Origin of the sequence: Micromonospora sp. NPDC127501, from assembly GCF_040302185.1 — a bacterium.
Lineage (GTDB): Bacteria > Actinomycetota > Actinomycetes > Mycobacteriales > Micromonosporaceae > Micromonospora.
The window spans coordinates 522,057-537,261 of the sequence record NZ_JBEORJ010000003.1 but is presented as its reverse complement, the minus strand read 5'-3'; the positions used below and the strand labels follow the sequence as shown (position 1 = coordinate 537,261).

Below are 15,205 nucleotides of genomic sequence, written 5' to 3'. Positions count from 1 at the left end.
AGGTCATCGCGGCGCACGCCGCAGGCATCGTCGACCCGGTGGTCGACGATGCCTGGTGGCGCTACGGAAGAGTGTTCAGCGCAGACCGGCGAAGAGGTCGTCCTCGGGGGTCGGCGCGCCCGTCCGGTCCCGGACCCGGACGAAGGTCTCCACGCCCATCAGCTCGGTGAACCGCTCCTGGCCCAGTTGCAGGAAGAAGATGTTCTCGGTCTGACTGGCGTGTGTGGCCAGCGCGTCGAACTTCTGCGCGCCGTACTTGCTCGTGTCGACCCAGGTGGTGATCTCGTCGTCGGGCAGGCCGAGCTGCGGCCCCGGCTCCGACGCCGCGTCCGGCTCGGCCCACTCGACGCCGAGCTCCTTCATGATCCGGCCGAACTCCGCGAACGCCGTACGCGGCACCGTGGTCCAGTAGACCTTCGCCGGGACGTCCGTCTGCTCGACGGCGGCCATGGTGATCCGATGGGCCTGGATGTGGTCCGGGTGGCCGTAGAAACCGTTCTCGTCGTACGTGACGATCACGTCCGGCTGGTACCGCCGAATCAGCTCGGCGAGCCGGGCCGCGGCCTCCGCCACCGGTGTCGTCCAGAACGCGCCGGGCAGGTCGTTGGTGGGCCAGCCCATCATCCCCGAGTCGGCGTAGCCGAGGGTCTCCAGGTGGGTGACGTTCAGCGTGGCGCAGCTGGCCTCCAGCTCGGCCTGGCGCATCGCCACCACGGCCGCCGGGTCGTGCGCCTCCTCGCCCGGCTTGACGCCACCCGGGCCGTCCCCACATCGCCCGTCGGTGCAGGTCACGAGCACGGTGGTGACCCCCTCGGCGGCATAGCGGGCAAGGACGCCGCCGGTGCTCGTCGCCTCGTCGTCGGGGTGGGCGTGCACCGCCATCAGGGTCAGAGGTCGCTCAGCCATGCCATCACCCTACGGTCATCCGGCCACGGCCCCACGACCTCCACCGGGAAGGTCTGCGGGAGCGGGCATCCTACCCAGGTCGGCATCCGTCGAGCGGTCCTTGTGTGAACGGCGCTCAGGCTCCGGGCAGGTCGCTAGATTCGGGCCTGATCGGCACATCCGAGCAGGTCCGGACGCGGGGAGAAACCGATGGCAAGGGCCACTGGCGGGTTCACTGACCTGCGTCAGGTCGACGCCGGAGTCCTGAACGTCGGATACGTGGACGCCGGGCCGCCCGACGGGGACGCGGTGATCCTCCTGCACGGGTGGCCCTACGACATCCACAGCTTCGCCGACGTCGTGCCGCTGCTGACCGCCGCCGGTCAGCGGGTCGTCGTCCCGTACCTGCGGGGCTACGGCACGACCCGGTTCCTCTCCGACGACACCATGCGAAACGGTGAACCGGCGGCCATGGGGCTCGACCTCATCGCCCTGATGGACGCCCTGAACATCGACACCGCGAAGCTCGCCGGGTTCGACTGGGGCGCGCGGACCGCCGATGTCGTCGCCGCGCTGTGGCCCGAGCGCTGCCGGGGTCTGGTCTCGGTGAGCGGCTACCTGATCGACGGGCAGAAGTCGGGCACGGTCCCGTTGCCGCCGAAGGCGGAGTTCGCGTGGTGGTACCAGTACTACTTCGCCACCGAGCGCGGTCGGGAAGGGTACGACAAGAACCGACGTGACTTCGCCAAGCTGATCTGGCACACCGCGTCCCCCGGCTGGACGTTCGACGACGCGACGTTCGACCGCAGCGCGGCGGCGTTCGACAACCCCGACCACGTCGACATCGTCATCCACAACTACCGCTGGCGGCTCGCCCTCGCCGACGGCGAGCCGCAGTACGAGGAGATCGAGGAGCGCCTGGCCGCGAAGCCGAAGATCACGGTGCCCAGCATCTCGCTGGAGGGCGATGCCAACGGTGCGCCGCACCTGGAGCCCACCGTCTACGGCAAGCAGTTCGCCGGCCCGTACGAGCACCGGACCGTCGGGGGCGGTGTCGGGCACAACCTGCCGCAGGAGGCACCGCAGGCATTCGCGGACGCGGTGCTGGAGGTCTGAGTCGCTAGCCTCCCGGTCGCCGGGGCGTCGGACGTTCCACCCGCACCGGATCGCCGCGAACCAGCCCGTCGTGGATGCGCCACCGGGCGGTGGTGACGGCACGCCGCGTTGCCTCGTCGCCCTGCTCGATGCGTTGGCGCAGCAGGTCGAGGGCGATCCGGCGGTTGAGGCTGAACTGCCGCTCCTCGTCCACCACGACCACCAGGCCCGAGGGGCGGTGCGTTGCGCGTACCGCCGTGCTGGCCTTGTTCCGGTGCTGACCACCCGGCCCGCCGGTGCGGCAGGCGACGATGTCGACGTCCGCCTCGCGAAACGTCGTCGACGGAGCGTCGCGTTCGGGCGGCTGGGCGGTGACGTACCAGTTCTTCCGGCCGGTGCCCGACCGGTACGGGCTCGGGGCCTGCCAGCACAGCGTCCCGGTCCACGACGCCGCGAACGCCTCGGCGTCGATGCCGGAGATCCGGATCAGGACCGACCGGTAGGTGCCGGCGCGGTCACCGGGCACCGCCTCGACCTGCTGGATCGTCAGACCCCGGCGGACGCCCTCGCCCCGCAGACGGCGCAGCAGTTGACTCAGCGCCCAGGCGCACTCCTGCGGCCCACGCCCGGCCGACATCAGCAGGAACGCGGTCACGAGCGGCCTCGCCGGCCGCGGTGGCCCCGCCGCTCCGAGCGTGCGGCGGACCCGAGGTCGGCCGTCTTGTAGGTGACCAGGGGCGTCGTGCTGACCACCGGTGTGGCCAGCCGGTGCTCGACCAGGTCGGCGATCACCTGCTCGATGCGCTTGTACGCCGTGGGCGCCTCCTCGAAGAGCAGCTGCCGGTCACCGCACACCACCAGCGAACCCACCGGGGTACGGCGCAGTTCCTCGACCGTGTGCTTGGCCCGGCCCCGCCGCAGGGCGTCGGCGCGCGACATCTTGCGGCCAGCGCCGTGGGCCACCGAATGGTTTGCCTCCGGCCCGGCGTGCGCGGCCACCAGGTAGGACGCCGTTCCCCGGGTACCGGCGATCAGAACATCGCGCCCGTCACCCGGCGCCGCTCCCTTGCGGTGCAGGTACATCCCGTCGCGGACCTCGACCAGGTTGTGGCACTGGTCGACGATCGGCGCGGTGGGCTCGGCCCCCAACGCGTGCGCCACCCGGGCGGCCAGCACCCGGCGGTTGAGCGAACCCCAGCGCACGGCGTCGTCGTGCATGCCCAGGTAGGCGGCGGGGTCGGGCGCCGCCCCGGCGCCGTGGACCTCGGTGTGCGCCCGCAGGATCCCCTCGCCCAGACCACGGGAACCGCTGTGCACGATCAGCACGAGATCGCCCGCGTCGAGCCCGAGCCGGCCCGCGTGCCGTACGTCGAAGACGGTGTCGACGCGGGCCAGCTCCACGAAGTGGTTGCCCCGGCCCACCGTCCCGAGACCGTCCAGGTGACCGGCCGGAACGTCACCCTCGACGGCGGCCCAGGCGGGGTCGTCGGCGTCGCGCACCGGGTCGAGCGCCTGGTCGAGGTCAGGGAACCGGGCGGCGAGCCGCTCCGGTACGGCCCGCTTGAGCTTGATCGGAAACACGGCGATGCCGCAGCCGATGTCGGAGCCCACCAGGAACGGGTACAGCACTGTCGACGCCATGGCCGCGCCGATGGGCGCGCCCTTGCCGGGATGCAGGTCCGGCATCGCGGCGACGTGCCGCATGCCGTCCAGGGCGGCGACCTGTTGGCACTGTGCGAGCGCATCGGACTCGATCCAGCTCGCGGCGGAGGCGAACACCGTGACGGTGGCCGGGGCGGACGGGGGCAGGGGCTCCCGAGGGAGGTGGTGCTGGGACAAGGAGAGGCTCATCTCTGGCTGCGAACGTCAAAGCGGACGGCGTCACGGCCCCCGGGAGGCATCACCGGTGGCGCGGAGCAGGGGGTGGAGTCCGTCAGTACGTCATGGACGTCACTCTGGCCGAGGCGCGCCAGGCACGACAACTGATTTTCCTTCACGACGTACGCTGCCGCGATGAGCGCACCGCGCCGCATCCTGGTCTACGGGGTGTACGGCTCCGGCAAGTCCACCCTCGCGGCGCGGTTGGCCGAACACCTCGGACTGCCCTGGTATCCGGTGGACGATCTGCTCTGGCAACCGGGCTGGGTCGAGGTGCCGGTCGCCCAGCAACGCAGCCGGATCGAGGAGATCTGCCGACGGGACCGCTGGATCATCGACGGGGCGTACCACGGCTGGCGCGACGTCCCGATGGCCCGCGCCGATCTGGTCGTCGGCCTGGACTATCCACGATGGCGTTCGTTCGGGCGGTTGCTCCGCCGCACCGTCCGTCGGGTGGTCACCGGCGAGGTGATCTGCAACGGCAACCGCGAGTCGCTGGGCAGCGTGCTGTCCCCGGACTCGATCCTGGTCTGGCATGTCACCGCGTTCGGCCGGGCCCGACAGCGGATGCGGGCCTGGCAGGCCGACCCGTCCGCACCGCCCGTGGTGTTGCTGCGCTCCCCGGCGGAGCTGGACGTCTGGCTGGCCGGGCTGCCCCGCCGGTGACGGCCGTGCGGGTCGACGAGGTGGGCCTCGACGACCCCCGGCCACGGATCCTGCTTCCACCTCTCGCACGAGCGCGAGGACGACGCCATGCGCGAGCTGGGGCTCATCGACTGACCGTCCGTGGCGAACGCGTCGTCGGCCCGCTTCCGGTGGGGAGCGGGCCGACGTGGCGTGGCCCGGCCGGGATCACACCCGGCCGGGCCACCGATCAGGACTCCAGGCGTCGACGCCGGGCCAGGAAGAACGCGACCGCGCCCAGCACGACCAGCACACTTCCGACGCCGGTCATGGCCGGGACCGCACCGCCGCCGGTGACCGGCAGGATGGGTTGCTTGCCGCCACCACCAGGTTGACCGGGTGCGCCAGGGCTGCCGGGTGCACCTGGGCTGCCAGGTGCTCCAGGTGCTCCAGGTGCTCCGGGTGCTCCGGGTGCTCCGGCAGGTCCGGACGGACCAGGTGCGCCGGGGCTACCGGGTGCGCCGGGGGCTCCGGGGCTGCCGGGTGCGCCGGGTGCGCCTGGGCTGCCGGGCGCGCCGGGGCTGCCGGGCGCGCCGGGGCTGCCGGGTGCGCCTGGGCTGCCGGGCGCGCCGGGGCTGCCGGGTGCGCCGGGGCTTCCGGGTGCGCCGGGGCTGCCAGGTGCACCGGGGCTACCGGGTGCTCCGGGGCTGCCGGGTGGACCGGACGGGCCGGGCGGACCGGTGGGCCCGGGTGGGCCGGTCGGTCCGGGCGGGCCTGTCGGCCCGGCGCAGGTCGGCGCGGTGATGACGTTGGTGTCGAGGGTGACGGCGGCGGTACGCGCCAGCGCGCGGCCCTGGAGGGTCGCGCCCGTGGCCATCGTGATCGCGGCCTGAGCCATGATGGTGCCCACGAACGTGGTGCCGGTGCCGATCGTCGCCGAGCTGCCGATCTTCCAGAACACGTTGCAGGCCGAGGCCCCGTTGATCAGCACGACGCTGCTGTTCGACGCCGTCGTCAGCGAGGAGTCGACCTGGAAGATGAACACGGCCGACGGGTCGCCCTGGCCGTTGAGCGTCAACGGTCCGGTCAGTTGGGCGGCCCCGATCCGGTAGACCCCTTCGTTGAGCGTGTTGCCACCCAGCTCGGCCGGCAGGACGGTGAACGGGGTCCGGCCGGCGGCGTCGTTGAAGGCGATGGTCAGGTCGCTCTGCGCCTGAAGCGCGACCGCGTCGCCGAGGTGTACCTCGCCCCCGATGGTTGCCGTTCCGAAGCCGGACGCGGTGTTTCCGGGGAACCGCCCGAGGCTCTGGGCCAGGAAGCTGGGGCCGGTGTTGGTCGGCTCCGCTCCGGCCAGGACGGAGAAGTCGGCCGCCGTCCCGAGGTTGACCGGTGCCTCCTGCGCGTTGGCGGCGGTCGAGCTGAAGAGCAGCAGGCTGGCTGCCACTGTGGCGGCTGCGCCAGCCGCGAGCGACGGCAGGACGAGTCGCCGCCGTAGCCAATGTTTGGGTTTAGCTGTCACAGAACACCCTCCGTGGGTACTACTCGCAGGAGACGTCCAAGCGAGCGGCGTCCTGCGTGATACGGCCTGTATGGCGCTGATAAGCGCGCTGACCACCACATCACGTCAGGTGTTCAAATGAGGGCAAATTGGGACAATAGCCGAAGTGAATCTATCTGAATTGGACTGACCTTCGCGTTCTTGTTCGCCGCCTCCGCGGCAGGCAGGCAGGCGGACGGCGGGTGCGGCCGGGCGGTCGAATGAACCTCGGCCTGTCACCGGGCCGTCGGGACCGGCCTGACCGCGCGGCCGAGGACGCAGGGGGAGGACGGGCTGTTGCTGGTGGCCGGGAAACGGAACCTGCGCAGCTCCTCCACCTCGAAGCCGGCCGCGCCGATGGCGGCGACGGTGTCGCGGTTGGTGTGGCAGCCCGCGAACAGCCTCGGCCACAGTGTGGCGTCGAGGACTCGTTGGGCGCGGTGCAGACCGGTGGCCTCCTCGGCGGCCACGTGCTCGAAGAACCGCACCTGGCCTCCGGGGCGCAGCACCCGGCTGATCTCGGCCATCGCGCTCGCCTGATCGGGCACGGTGCACAGCACCAACGCGACCACCGCCGCGTCGAACTCGCCGTCCCCGGCGGGCAGCGCCTCGGCCAGACCGTCGACGACCGTGACCGGAACCGGTGCGGTCGACGCGGCGCGCTCGGCAGCGGCACGCAGACGCCGCTCCGGTTCGACCGCGAGGACCTGGGTCACCCCCGGCGGGTAGTGGGCGAACATCCGCCCGTTGCCCGCCCCGATCTCGATCACCCGGCCGGAGAGGCCGGCGACCAGGTCCCGCCGGAAGGCCGCAGTGCCGGCGCGGTCCATGGCGACGCTGAGCCGCTCGTAGACCCGAGCGAACACCGGGTGGGACACCGTGGCCACGTCGACCTCCCTGATCTCCGTCGAACTGTTCTCCGGCGATTGTCCTGCATCGGTGCACGCTTTCCGTCTTACTGGTTTGCAGCACGATTCAACCCAGTGCAGACAGGACGTGGTGCGGCCATGAAGATCGTCGTCATCGGGGGCAGCGGCCTCATCGGTTCCAAACTCGTGGACCGCCTCGGCGCCCAGGGCCACGAGGCGGTGCCGGCATCGCCGAAGACCGGCGTGAACACCCTGACCGGCGAGGGGGTGGCCGGTGCCCTCACCGACGCCGAGGTCGTCGTCGACGTGTCGAACTCGCCGTCGTTCGAGGACGCCGCCGTACTGGAGTTCTTCGAGACCTCGACCCGGACGCTCCTCGCCGCCGCGTCGGACGCCGGGGTTCACCACTACGTCGCGCTCTCCATCGTGGGGTGTGACCGGATCCCGGACAGCGGGTACATGCGCGCGAAGGTCGCCCAGGAGAAGCTCATCGTCGCGTCCGGACTCCCGTACTCGGTGGTGCACGCCACCCAGTTCTTCGAGTTCCTCCAGGGCATCATCGACACCGCCACGGACGGCGACACCGTGCACCTGGCGCCGGTGCTCATTCAGCCGATGGCCGCGGATGACGTCGCGGCCGCGGTCGCCGAGGTCGCGCTCGGCGCGCCGACGAACTCCGTGGTCGAGGTCGCCGGCCCGGAGCAGTTCCGCCTCGACGAACTGGGCCGGTCCCTCCTCGCCGACGAACAGGACCGTCGTTCGGTGGTGGCCGACCCCGACGCCCGGTACTTCGGCGCCAAGCTGGGCGAACGCTCCCTCGTCCCGGCCGACGGTGCCCGCCTCGCCGGCACCGCCCTGGACGACTGGCGTACCCGGGCGGGCCGGGGACACTGAGCCAGTCCACTACCTCGGCGTCCCGGGCGGGCCGGCCCGCCCACCGAGGCGCTGCGCCAACTCCCGTACCGCCTCGGTGAACGGCTCGTCGGACTCGCCCGGCCAGTGCCCGTGGATGGGTGGGGCGACGCTGTCGCCGGGGGGTGTCACCACGTCGCGGGGATCACGCTGTCGACGATCCACCGCGGCGGCCGGGTCACCGGTGGTGGCCGGTGCGGATGCGGGACGCGGCGAGAAGATCCAGCCACCGATGGGGTCGGTGTCGCGCCACAGGTTCACCCAGCGCCACCCCACCCGCCGGCCGATCTCGTGCAGTGCCGCGTCGTCGACGTAGGCGGGGAAGAGCCGTCCGTAGAGGCGGCGCAGCGGGGATCCGTGGGTGAGCAGGGCGACCCGGTCGCCGACCTGCGGCGGCAGTTGGAGCACCGTGGCGGCGAGCAGTACCGAGCCGTGGCTGTGCCCGGTGAGCAGCACCGCGTCGCCGCGCTCGACCAGGTAGGTGATCCGGCGAGCCAGTTCCGGCACCGCCCGCTCGGAGTAGCAGGGCGGCGCGAACGGGTGGGCGGCCCGGGGCCAGAAGGTGCCGAGGTCCCAGAGGACACCGATGTGCCGGCGGTACGGCTCGGTCCGGTACGCGAAGATGCCGCCGATGATCAGACCGAGGATGATCGCCGCGATCACCCAGCTTCCGAACGCGATGGCGAACGTGATCGCGTCCGCCGGCAGTCCGATGTTCCGCTCGATGACGTCGCTCGGGAACTGCCCCAGCAGGCCGATGGTGGTGGTGGCCGTGGCGAGTCCGGCGAGGCAACCGTAGAGCACGGCCAGCGGCACCAGCTTCTCGGTGAAGCGAGCCCGGGCTATCGCGTCTCGGACCTGCCGCAGCCGGGGCCCCGCCTCGGCCGGTGGGTGCGGAAAGTCGCGCCCGACGATCGCCGCCGCCGCGCGGCGGCGACTCCGGCGGGAGATCAGAGTGACGAGGACGGCGACGATCGCGGTGGCCAGCACCGCCCGGAAAAAGCCGTAGATCGCCCAGGTGTAGGCGCGGGGTGGGCCGGAGGCGATGCCCGCTCCAGTGGACACGTCGCGGTCCAGGAAGTCCGCCACCCGGTAGACCAGTTCGGCGGAGTACGCCACCGCCATGCTGATCCCGGTGGCGGCGACAACGAGAGCGCCCAGCCCGAACAGCGGGGTGGCGCCGTGTTCCCGGCGCCGGTGCGAGAGCAGCACCACGCCCAGGGCGGCCAACAGCGTCGTCTGCGCCACGAACAGACCAGCCAGGGTCGGGTCGTAGCCGGGAAGCCCGTGCTCCTGCGGCCACGGCTGGGAGCTGGTCGGCACGTGTGCCACGACGACCACGGTCAGGGCGATGGCAGCGGTCCGGAGGGTGCGGGTGACCCGGTCGAGCCGCTGGTCGCCGGGGGCCCGGTCCATCAGCGGCGGTGTGCAGAGCAGTCCCACGCAGCCCGTCAGGATCACCCCCGTGACCACCGTCAGCGCGATGGTGGCCGCCGAGGCGTCACCGGCGCCGCGGGCCAGAAGCAGGACGAGGTCCAGCGTCGCGAAGGCCGCCGCGACGTGGATGGCACGCAACCGGCCCACCAGTGGTTCCGCGTCCCACTGGCCGACAGTGCCGAGCCGAGACGCGGAGGTGCCCTGATCGGGTGCCCGAAACGCCTCGAAGGTCCGCCCCGGACGGCAGCTGACCCGCCAGATCAGACCGATCGCGGCGGCCGGGACCAGTGCGAGCACCGCCAGCCGCAGTCCGACCGGGCGTCCACCCAGCCAGGACAACCAACTGCGTCCCGCCAGGCAGTCCGGCGAGGCCAGGCACTTCCAACCGACGAGGTCCAGGGCGACGCCGGCGATGGCGAGCACGTACAACACGGTGAGCGTGAGCGCCAGCACCCGGCACAGGGACTTGACCGTCGCCTCGGAACGGGGATTGGCCGGGCGCATCCAGATCGCCACGTTGACCAGCATGAAGGGGAGCAGGAAGACCACCGCCAGGGTGCGGGCCACGGTCCCGGAGGGCAGGTCACCCCAGCGGTACGCCTCAACCGTCACCCCGTGCACGGCGCTGTCCGAGTACCGGGGGCGCGGCCGGTAGAACCCGCCACTGCGGTCACCGGCGACCTGCCTGGTCTGTTGCAGGCCCAGCACCTGTGCGGCGCTCGCTCCGGAGACTCCGTGCACCCGTAGCTCCACGACGTCACCGGAGTCGTCCGGCCCGCTCAACCGCGCTGATCCATCCGACGTCCCCCCGAGGCGTTTCGCAGCCTTGTCCCGCGACCCAGCCCGACGTCACGCTCGGAGCCGGCCGACCGCGGTGACGGCAGAGCCGGGTCTACCCGATCCGGACGCCCTCAATCTCGGCCGGCCGGGGCGCTACCGTCCCCAGGCCGGGCCCATCGGCGGTCACCGGCCGGCCCCTGCCGGCGAGGATTGATCCGGTCGGGGCGGGGTAGGTGCCGCCATGGTCGCTGCCGGTCGGCGCGGAGCGGACGCGGGCCCGTCGACCGTCGTTCGGTGGGGGGACCGGGTGGTGGCCGCGTTGCGCGACCGGGCCCGCCGGGTACGAACCATCGGCGGCCTGGCCCTACAGGCCGGCCTGGCCGCGGGGCTGTCCTGGTTCGTGGCGCATTCGCTGCTGCAGGTGTCGCAGCCTGTCTTCGCGCCGATCTCCGCCGTCTCGACGCTTGCCGCGTCGGTCGGCCAGCGGTTGCGTCGCACCGTCGAGTTGATCATCGGTGTCACCGTGGGAGTGCTGATCGGTGACCTGCTCCTCCTGGTGATCGGCACCGGGTGGTGGCAGCTCGCCCTGATCGTCGTGCTGGCGATCGTCGTCGCGCTCTTCCTCGCGGGTAGCGCGGCGGTGGTGATCCAGGCGGGGGCGACGGCGGTGCTCATCGCCACGCTCAGCCCGGCCGTCCGGGATCTGGAGATCCCCCGGTTCGTGGACGCGCTCATCGGGGGAGGGGTGGCGCTGCTGGTCACCGCCGTGTTGCTGCCGCTGAACCCACTACGGGTGCTCAACCGGGCCGCGCGGCCGGCATTGGATCTCCTCGCGACCCAGCTCGACGCCACCGCAGAGGCGCTGGCCGAGCGGGATGCCGCTCTGGCCCGTACCGCGCGGGGCGAGCTGCGGCAGAGCGCGGGCCGGTTGAAGGCGTTCGTCGAGGCGACCCAGGGCGCCCGGGAGGCGAGCACCCTGTCACCGGTGTACTGGCATCAACGGCGCGGGCCGGTGGGCCGCTACGCGCAGGCGGCGGAGCCGATCGACCGGGCGGTGCGCAACAGCGGCACCCTGATCCGACGATCGGTGACGCTCATCGAGGACGGCGAGCCGGTGCCGGAATCGCTGCCGGCGGCGGTGGCTGATCTCGCCGAGGCGGTACGCCTGCTCAAGCGGCAGTTCGCCGCGGGCGACGAGCCGAACCGGGCTCGGGAGCAGGCGCTACGAGCGGTCCGGACGGCCGGGCACGCCTATCGGGACGGCGTCGGCTTCTCGGGTGCGGTGGTGGTGGCACAGGTCCGGACGACCGTCAGTGACCTCCTGGTCGCCTCCGGCCTGAGCCAGGAGGACGCGAACCACCTGGTCCGGAGGCTTTTCGGCGACCTCTGAGAGCCGGGTGACCCCCGGCGGTGCCAGGTGGTGACGCCTTCCTGAGCCATGCCTGTTGCATTCTGAGCCAAAGTGGTGCCATGATGGTGCCATGGAGCTGAGGTCATACGTCGAGAACCTGCGTAACGAGTTCGCCGTGGCCGCGGAGGGCGTGGACCCGGAGGCCCGGGCGCTGGCCGAACGCCTCTTCGCGCAGTTGGAGGCGGCCACCCGTCTCACGCTGCTCGAAGCGCTGTCCGACGCGGCCGACGAGATCACCCGCGACCTCGCACCGGGCTCGGTGCACGTTCGGTTGCGCGGGCGCGAGCCCGACTTCGTGGTGACACCGGCCAACCCGCCGGTCGAGGTGGCGAGCGAACCCAGCGGGCCGCCGCCGCTGTCGGTGCCGGTGTCCGCGCCCGACGGCGAAGAGGGTGGCACCTCGCGGATCAACCTGCGGCTCCCCGACCACCTGAAGGCCAGCGTCGAGGACGCCGCCGGCCGCGCCGGGCTGTCGGTCAACGCCTGGCTGGTGCGCGCCGTCGCCGGTGCCATCGGTGCGGGCGATACGCAGCGTCGTCCACCCCGCCGGGTGGAGCCGACCTCCGGCCAGCACTTCACCGGCTGGGCCCGCTAACTCCCCGTACCCCGTCCACCACCACGCCGCTGACCAGCGGCGACCTTCGCCGACCACCTTTCGGGAGACCACCATGCCTGTTTTCGAGACGCCAGAACCGATTTCCGTCCAGATCGAGCTGCCGATCGGCGATGCCTGGATCGCCGCGAGCGACCGCACCGACACGGTGGTGACGGTGCGGCCCCGCGACCCGTCGAGCAAGGCCGACGTGAGCGCCGCCGACCAGAGCACCGTCGAGTTCACCGCCGGGCGACTGGTGATCCGGGTGCCGAAGAGCTGGCGCCGCTACGGGTTCGGCCCGGGGCCGTCGGTCGACGTCCAGATCGAGGTGCCGACCGGGTCGCGGGTGTACGCCGAGGCGGCGTGGGCGGCGTTCCGCTGCGAGGGTCGGCTCGGCGAGTGTCGGATCAAGACCGGCAGCGGCATCCGACTCGACGAGACCGGGCCGTTGGAGATCGACAGCAGCCACGGGGAGGTCGCGGTCGAGCGTGTGCTGGGCTCCGCCCGGGTGAAGGCCTCGTCCGGCAAGGTGCGCATCGGCGCTGTCGACGGCACCGCCGAGATCAAGAACTCGTCCGGCGACTGCTGGATCGGCCACAGCGGTGGCGACGTCCGGATCAACACCGCCTACGGCGACATCACGGTGGACGCCTCGCAGGCCTCGGTGACGGCGCGCACCGCCTACGGCAACCTGCGGCTTGGTGCGGTCACCCGCGGCGCCATCGATGCACAGACCTCCTACGGCGCGATCGAGGTCGGGATCCGTCGCGGAACCGCCGCCTGGCTCGACGTCAGTTCCAAGCACGGCCGCGTGCACAACGCGCTGGAGTCGACCGACAGCCCGGCGCAGACCGACGAGACGGTCGAGGTCCGGGCGAACACCTCCTACGGCGACATCATGATCCGCCGCGCCTGATCCACCGCTCCGCCGACCATTGATGAGGAGACCATGACCAGTTCCATGAACCCCGCGATCGTCGCCACCGACCTGCGCAAGTCCTACGGCGACAAGGTCGTGCTGAACGGCATCGACCTGATGATCACCGAGGGCACCATCTTCGCGTTGCTCGGTCCGAACGGCGCCGGCAAGACCACCACCGTGCAGATCCTCTCGACCCTGATCGACGCCGACGGCGGCAACGCCCGCGTCTTCGGCCACGACCTGACCCGGGAACCCGACGCGGTACGCGCGCTGATCGGCGTCACCGGCCAGTTCTCCGCCGTCGACAACCTGCTCACCGGTCGGGAGAACCTGATCCTGATGGCCGACCTGTGCCACCTGGACAAGGCCGCCGGTCGGCGGCGGATCGCCGACCTGCTCGACCAGTTCGACCTGACCGAGGCGGCGGGCAAGCCGGTGTCGACGTACTCCGGTGGCATGCGCCGACGGCTCGACCTCGCGATGACCCTGGTCGGCGAGCCCCGGGTCATCTTCCTCGACGAGCCGACCACCGGCCTCGACCCGCGCAGCCGCCGGGCCATGTGGCACATCATCCGCGCGCTCGCCGCCGAGGGCGTGACCATCCTGCTCACGACGCAGTACCTGGAGGAGGCCGATCAGCTCGCCGACCGGGTGGCGTTCCTCGACCACGGCCGACTGATCGCCGAGGGCACGCCGCGCGAGCTCAAGCGGCTCATCCCGGGCGGCCACGTCGTGTTGCAGTTCGCCGACCAGGAGGGGCTCGACTCGGCGGCCCGGACGTTCGCCGCCGCCACCCGGGACGACGGGGCGCTGACCCTCCAGGTGCCGAGTGACGGCGGGGTCGGGTCGCTGCGATCCCTGCTCGACCAGCTCGACCGCGCCTCGATCAGCGTGGCGGGGCTCTCCGTGCACACCCCCGACCTCGACGACGTCTTCCTCACCCTCACCGGTCAGCCCGACACCCGGGCCAGCCGACCCGACCACGAAAGGGCTCCCGCGCGATGAGCACCCTCTCCCTCGCCGTCCGCGACTCGAGCACCATGCTCCGGCGAAACCTGCTGCACATGCGGCGGTACCCGTCGATGACGTTCCTGCTCATCGGCATCCCGATCATCATCCTGCTGCTCTTCGTCTACGTCTTCGGCGGCACGCTCGGCGCCGGTCTCGGCCCGTCCGGCGACCGGTCCCAGTACGCCAACTACGTCACCCCCGGCATCCTGCTCATCACAGTGGTCAGCGCCGCGCAGGGCACCGCCATCTCGGTCGCGATGGACATGACCGAGGGGATCATCGCCCGGTTCCGCACAATGTCGATCTTCCGACCGTCGGTCCTGACGGGTCACGTACTGGGCAGCCTGGTGCAGACCATGCTCAGCCTCGTGGCCGTCACGGTCGTGGCGCTGCTGGTCGGGTTCCGGCCCACCGCCAATGCTGTCGAATGGCTCGCCGCGATCGGCGTGCTCGCCATGATCACCTTTGCGCTCACCTGGCTGTCCGTCGCCCTCGGCCTGGTCAGTGACAGCGTCGAGACGGCCAGCAACCTGCCCATGCCGCTGATCCTCCTGCCGTTCCTCGGCAGCGGGTTCGTCCCCACCGACTCCATGCCGACCGCGGTGCGGTGGTTCGCGGACTACCAGCCCTTCACACCCGTCATGGAGACCCTTCGCGGCTTGCTGCTGGGTACCGGGATCGGCGCCAACGGGATCATCGCGGTCGTCTGGTGCGCCGTCATCACCGTGGGCTGCTTCCTCTGGGCCAAGGCCCTGTACAACCGCAACCGGACGGCCTGATCCGTCCGGCGCGCTCAGTCCCGCCAACGCAACAAAGAGCCGGCGGCTCGGCCCACAGGGGCCGGGCCGCCGGCTCGTGGCGTCGTGCGACCGGCGGGTCGGCGGCGCGGGTGCGTGATCGACCGGCGGGTCGGCGGCGCGGGTGCCTGATCGACTCGGCTTTCGTGACGTCGGCCGATCACGCCGTCGCGCGGACCCCGCGACTTCCCGGAGCGCGAGTGGACCTTGTTTCCCGGCGCCGCCCGGGGCGCCGTTTGGCGCGGGGGTCGACCCGGGACGCGGGCACGCCAAGACGTTGAATGTTATCGATAACACCGGCATGCCGTCCGGCTTCGCGGTGGGCGGGCCGTCCTCCGGAGCGCCCAGCCATGAGCCCGCATGGTCGTCGATGGCTGTCGGGCGGATCCGGGCACGCGACCGCAGCGCCCCGGGAATGTTATCGCTGCCATCAGCACCGGGGGGAGAAGTGG

Annotated in this window: 14 protein-coding genes; 8 read left to right on the top strand and 6 right to left on the bottom strand. The window is 71.7% G+C overall.

Annotated features, from left to right (window positions below; all coding sequences use genetic code 11):
- Positions 1–75 precede the first annotated feature (75 nt).
- Entirely contained in the window at positions 76–906 is an 831-nt protein-coding gene (locus tag ABTW72_RS09775) for a PIG-L family deacetylase (RefSeq protein WP_350856560.1), read from the bottom strand.
- Positions 907–1,095: 189 nt separating this feature from the next.
- Here ABTW72_RS09775 and ABTW72_RS09770 point away from each other — a divergent pair, with 189 nt between their 5' ends.
- The gene (locus ABTW72_RS09770; RefSeq protein WP_350856557.1) at positions 1,096–2,001 is read left to right on the top strand and encodes an alpha/beta fold hydrolase; all 906 of its coding nucleotides are present in this window, start codon (positions 1,096–1,098) and stop codon (positions 1,999–2,001) included.
- A 4-nt stretch (positions 2,002–2,005) separates the two neighbouring features.
- On the opposite strand, the gene prfH is transcribed toward ABTW72_RS09770, so the two are convergent.
- Positions 2,006–2,635, bottom strand: a complete 630-nt coding sequence (gene prfH / locus ABTW72_RS09765; RefSeq protein WP_350856554.1) for a peptide chain release factor H — start codon at positions 2,633–2,635, stop codon at positions 2,006–2,008.
- Positions 2,632–3,831: an RNA ligase RtcB family protein gene (locus ABTW72_RS09760; RefSeq protein WP_350856551.1), complete on the bottom strand. Its 1,200-nt coding sequence runs from the start codon at positions 3,829–3,831 to the stop codon at positions 2,632–2,634. Before ABTW72_RS09760 ends, prfH begins: the two co-directional genes overlap by 4 nt.
- A 162-nt stretch (positions 3,832–3,993) precedes the next feature.
- Between ABTW72_RS09760 and ABTW72_RS09755 the strand changes: the two genes are divergently transcribed.
- Positions 3,994–4,524, top strand: a complete 531-nt coding sequence (locus ABTW72_RS09755; protein ID WP_350856548.1) for an AAA family ATPase — start codon at positions 3,994–3,996, stop codon at positions 4,522–4,524.
- A gap of 208 nt (positions 4,525–4,732) precedes the next feature.
- Here the strand turns inward: ABTW72_RS09755 and ABTW72_RS09750 are convergent, their stop codons facing one another.
- Both ABTW72_RS09750 and ABTW72_RS09745 read right to left on the bottom strand, forming a co-directional pair.
- Positions 4,733–6,001 carry an ice-binding family protein gene (locus ABTW72_RS09750; protein WP_350856545.1) on the bottom strand — a complete coding sequence of 423 codons (1,269 nt, stop codon included), beginning with the start codon at positions 5,999–6,001 and terminating at the stop codon, positions 4,733–4,735.
- A 254-nt stretch (positions 6,002–6,255) separates the two neighbouring features.
- Positions 6,256–6,906: a class I SAM-dependent methyltransferase gene (locus ABTW72_RS09745; protein ID WP_350856542.1), complete on the bottom strand. Its 651-nt coding sequence runs from the start codon at positions 6,904–6,906 to the stop codon at positions 6,256–6,258.
- A 120-nt stretch (positions 6,907–7,026) separates the two neighbouring features.
- Here ABTW72_RS09745 and ABTW72_RS09740 point away from each other — a divergent pair, with 120 nt between their 5' ends.
- On the top strand, positions 7,027–7,782 hold the full coding sequence (locus tag ABTW72_RS09740) for an SDR family oxidoreductase (protein WP_350856539.1): 756 nt from the start codon (positions 7,027–7,029) through the stop codon (positions 7,780–7,782).
- Positions 7,783–7,791: 9 nt separating this feature from the next.
- Here the strand turns inward: ABTW72_RS09740 and ABTW72_RS09735 are convergent, their stop codons facing one another.
- The gene (locus ABTW72_RS09735; protein WP_350856537.1) at positions 7,792–10,020 is read right to left on the bottom strand and encodes a hypothetical protein; all 2,229 of its coding nucleotides are present in this window, start codon (positions 10,018–10,020) and stop codon (positions 7,792–7,794) included.
- A gap of 238 nt (positions 10,021–10,258) precedes the next feature.
- Between ABTW72_RS09735 and ABTW72_RS09730 the strand changes: the two genes are divergently transcribed.
- From ABTW72_RS09730 to ABTW72_RS09710, 5 genes are all read left to right on the top strand, one after another.
- A complete protein-coding gene (locus ABTW72_RS09730) occupies positions 10,259–11,407 on the top strand; it encodes an FUSC family protein (protein ID WP_350856534.1) in 1,149 nt (382 codons plus the stop codon).
- A 91-nt stretch (positions 11,408–11,498) separates the two neighbouring features.
- Entirely contained in the window at positions 11,499–12,023 is a 525-nt protein-coding gene (locus ABTW72_RS09725; RefSeq protein WP_350856531.1) for a hypothetical protein, read from the top strand.
- A 73-nt stretch (positions 12,024–12,096) separates the two neighbouring features.
- Entirely contained in the window at positions 12,097–12,939 is an 843-nt protein-coding gene (locus ABTW72_RS09720) for a DUF4097 family beta strand repeat-containing protein (protein WP_350856528.1), read from the top strand.
- Between the two features lie 33 nt (positions 12,940–12,972).
- Entirely contained in the window at positions 12,973–13,950 is a 978-nt protein-coding gene (locus tag ABTW72_RS09715) for an ATP-binding cassette domain-containing protein (RefSeq protein ID WP_350856525.1), read from the top strand.
- Positions 13,947–14,735, top strand: a complete 789-nt coding sequence (locus ABTW72_RS09710; RefSeq protein WP_350856522.1) for an ABC transporter permease — start codon at positions 13,947–13,949, stop codon at positions 14,733–14,735. Before ABTW72_RS09715 ends, ABTW72_RS09710 begins: the two co-directional genes overlap by 4 nt.
- Positions 14,736–15,205 lie beyond the last annotated feature (470 nt).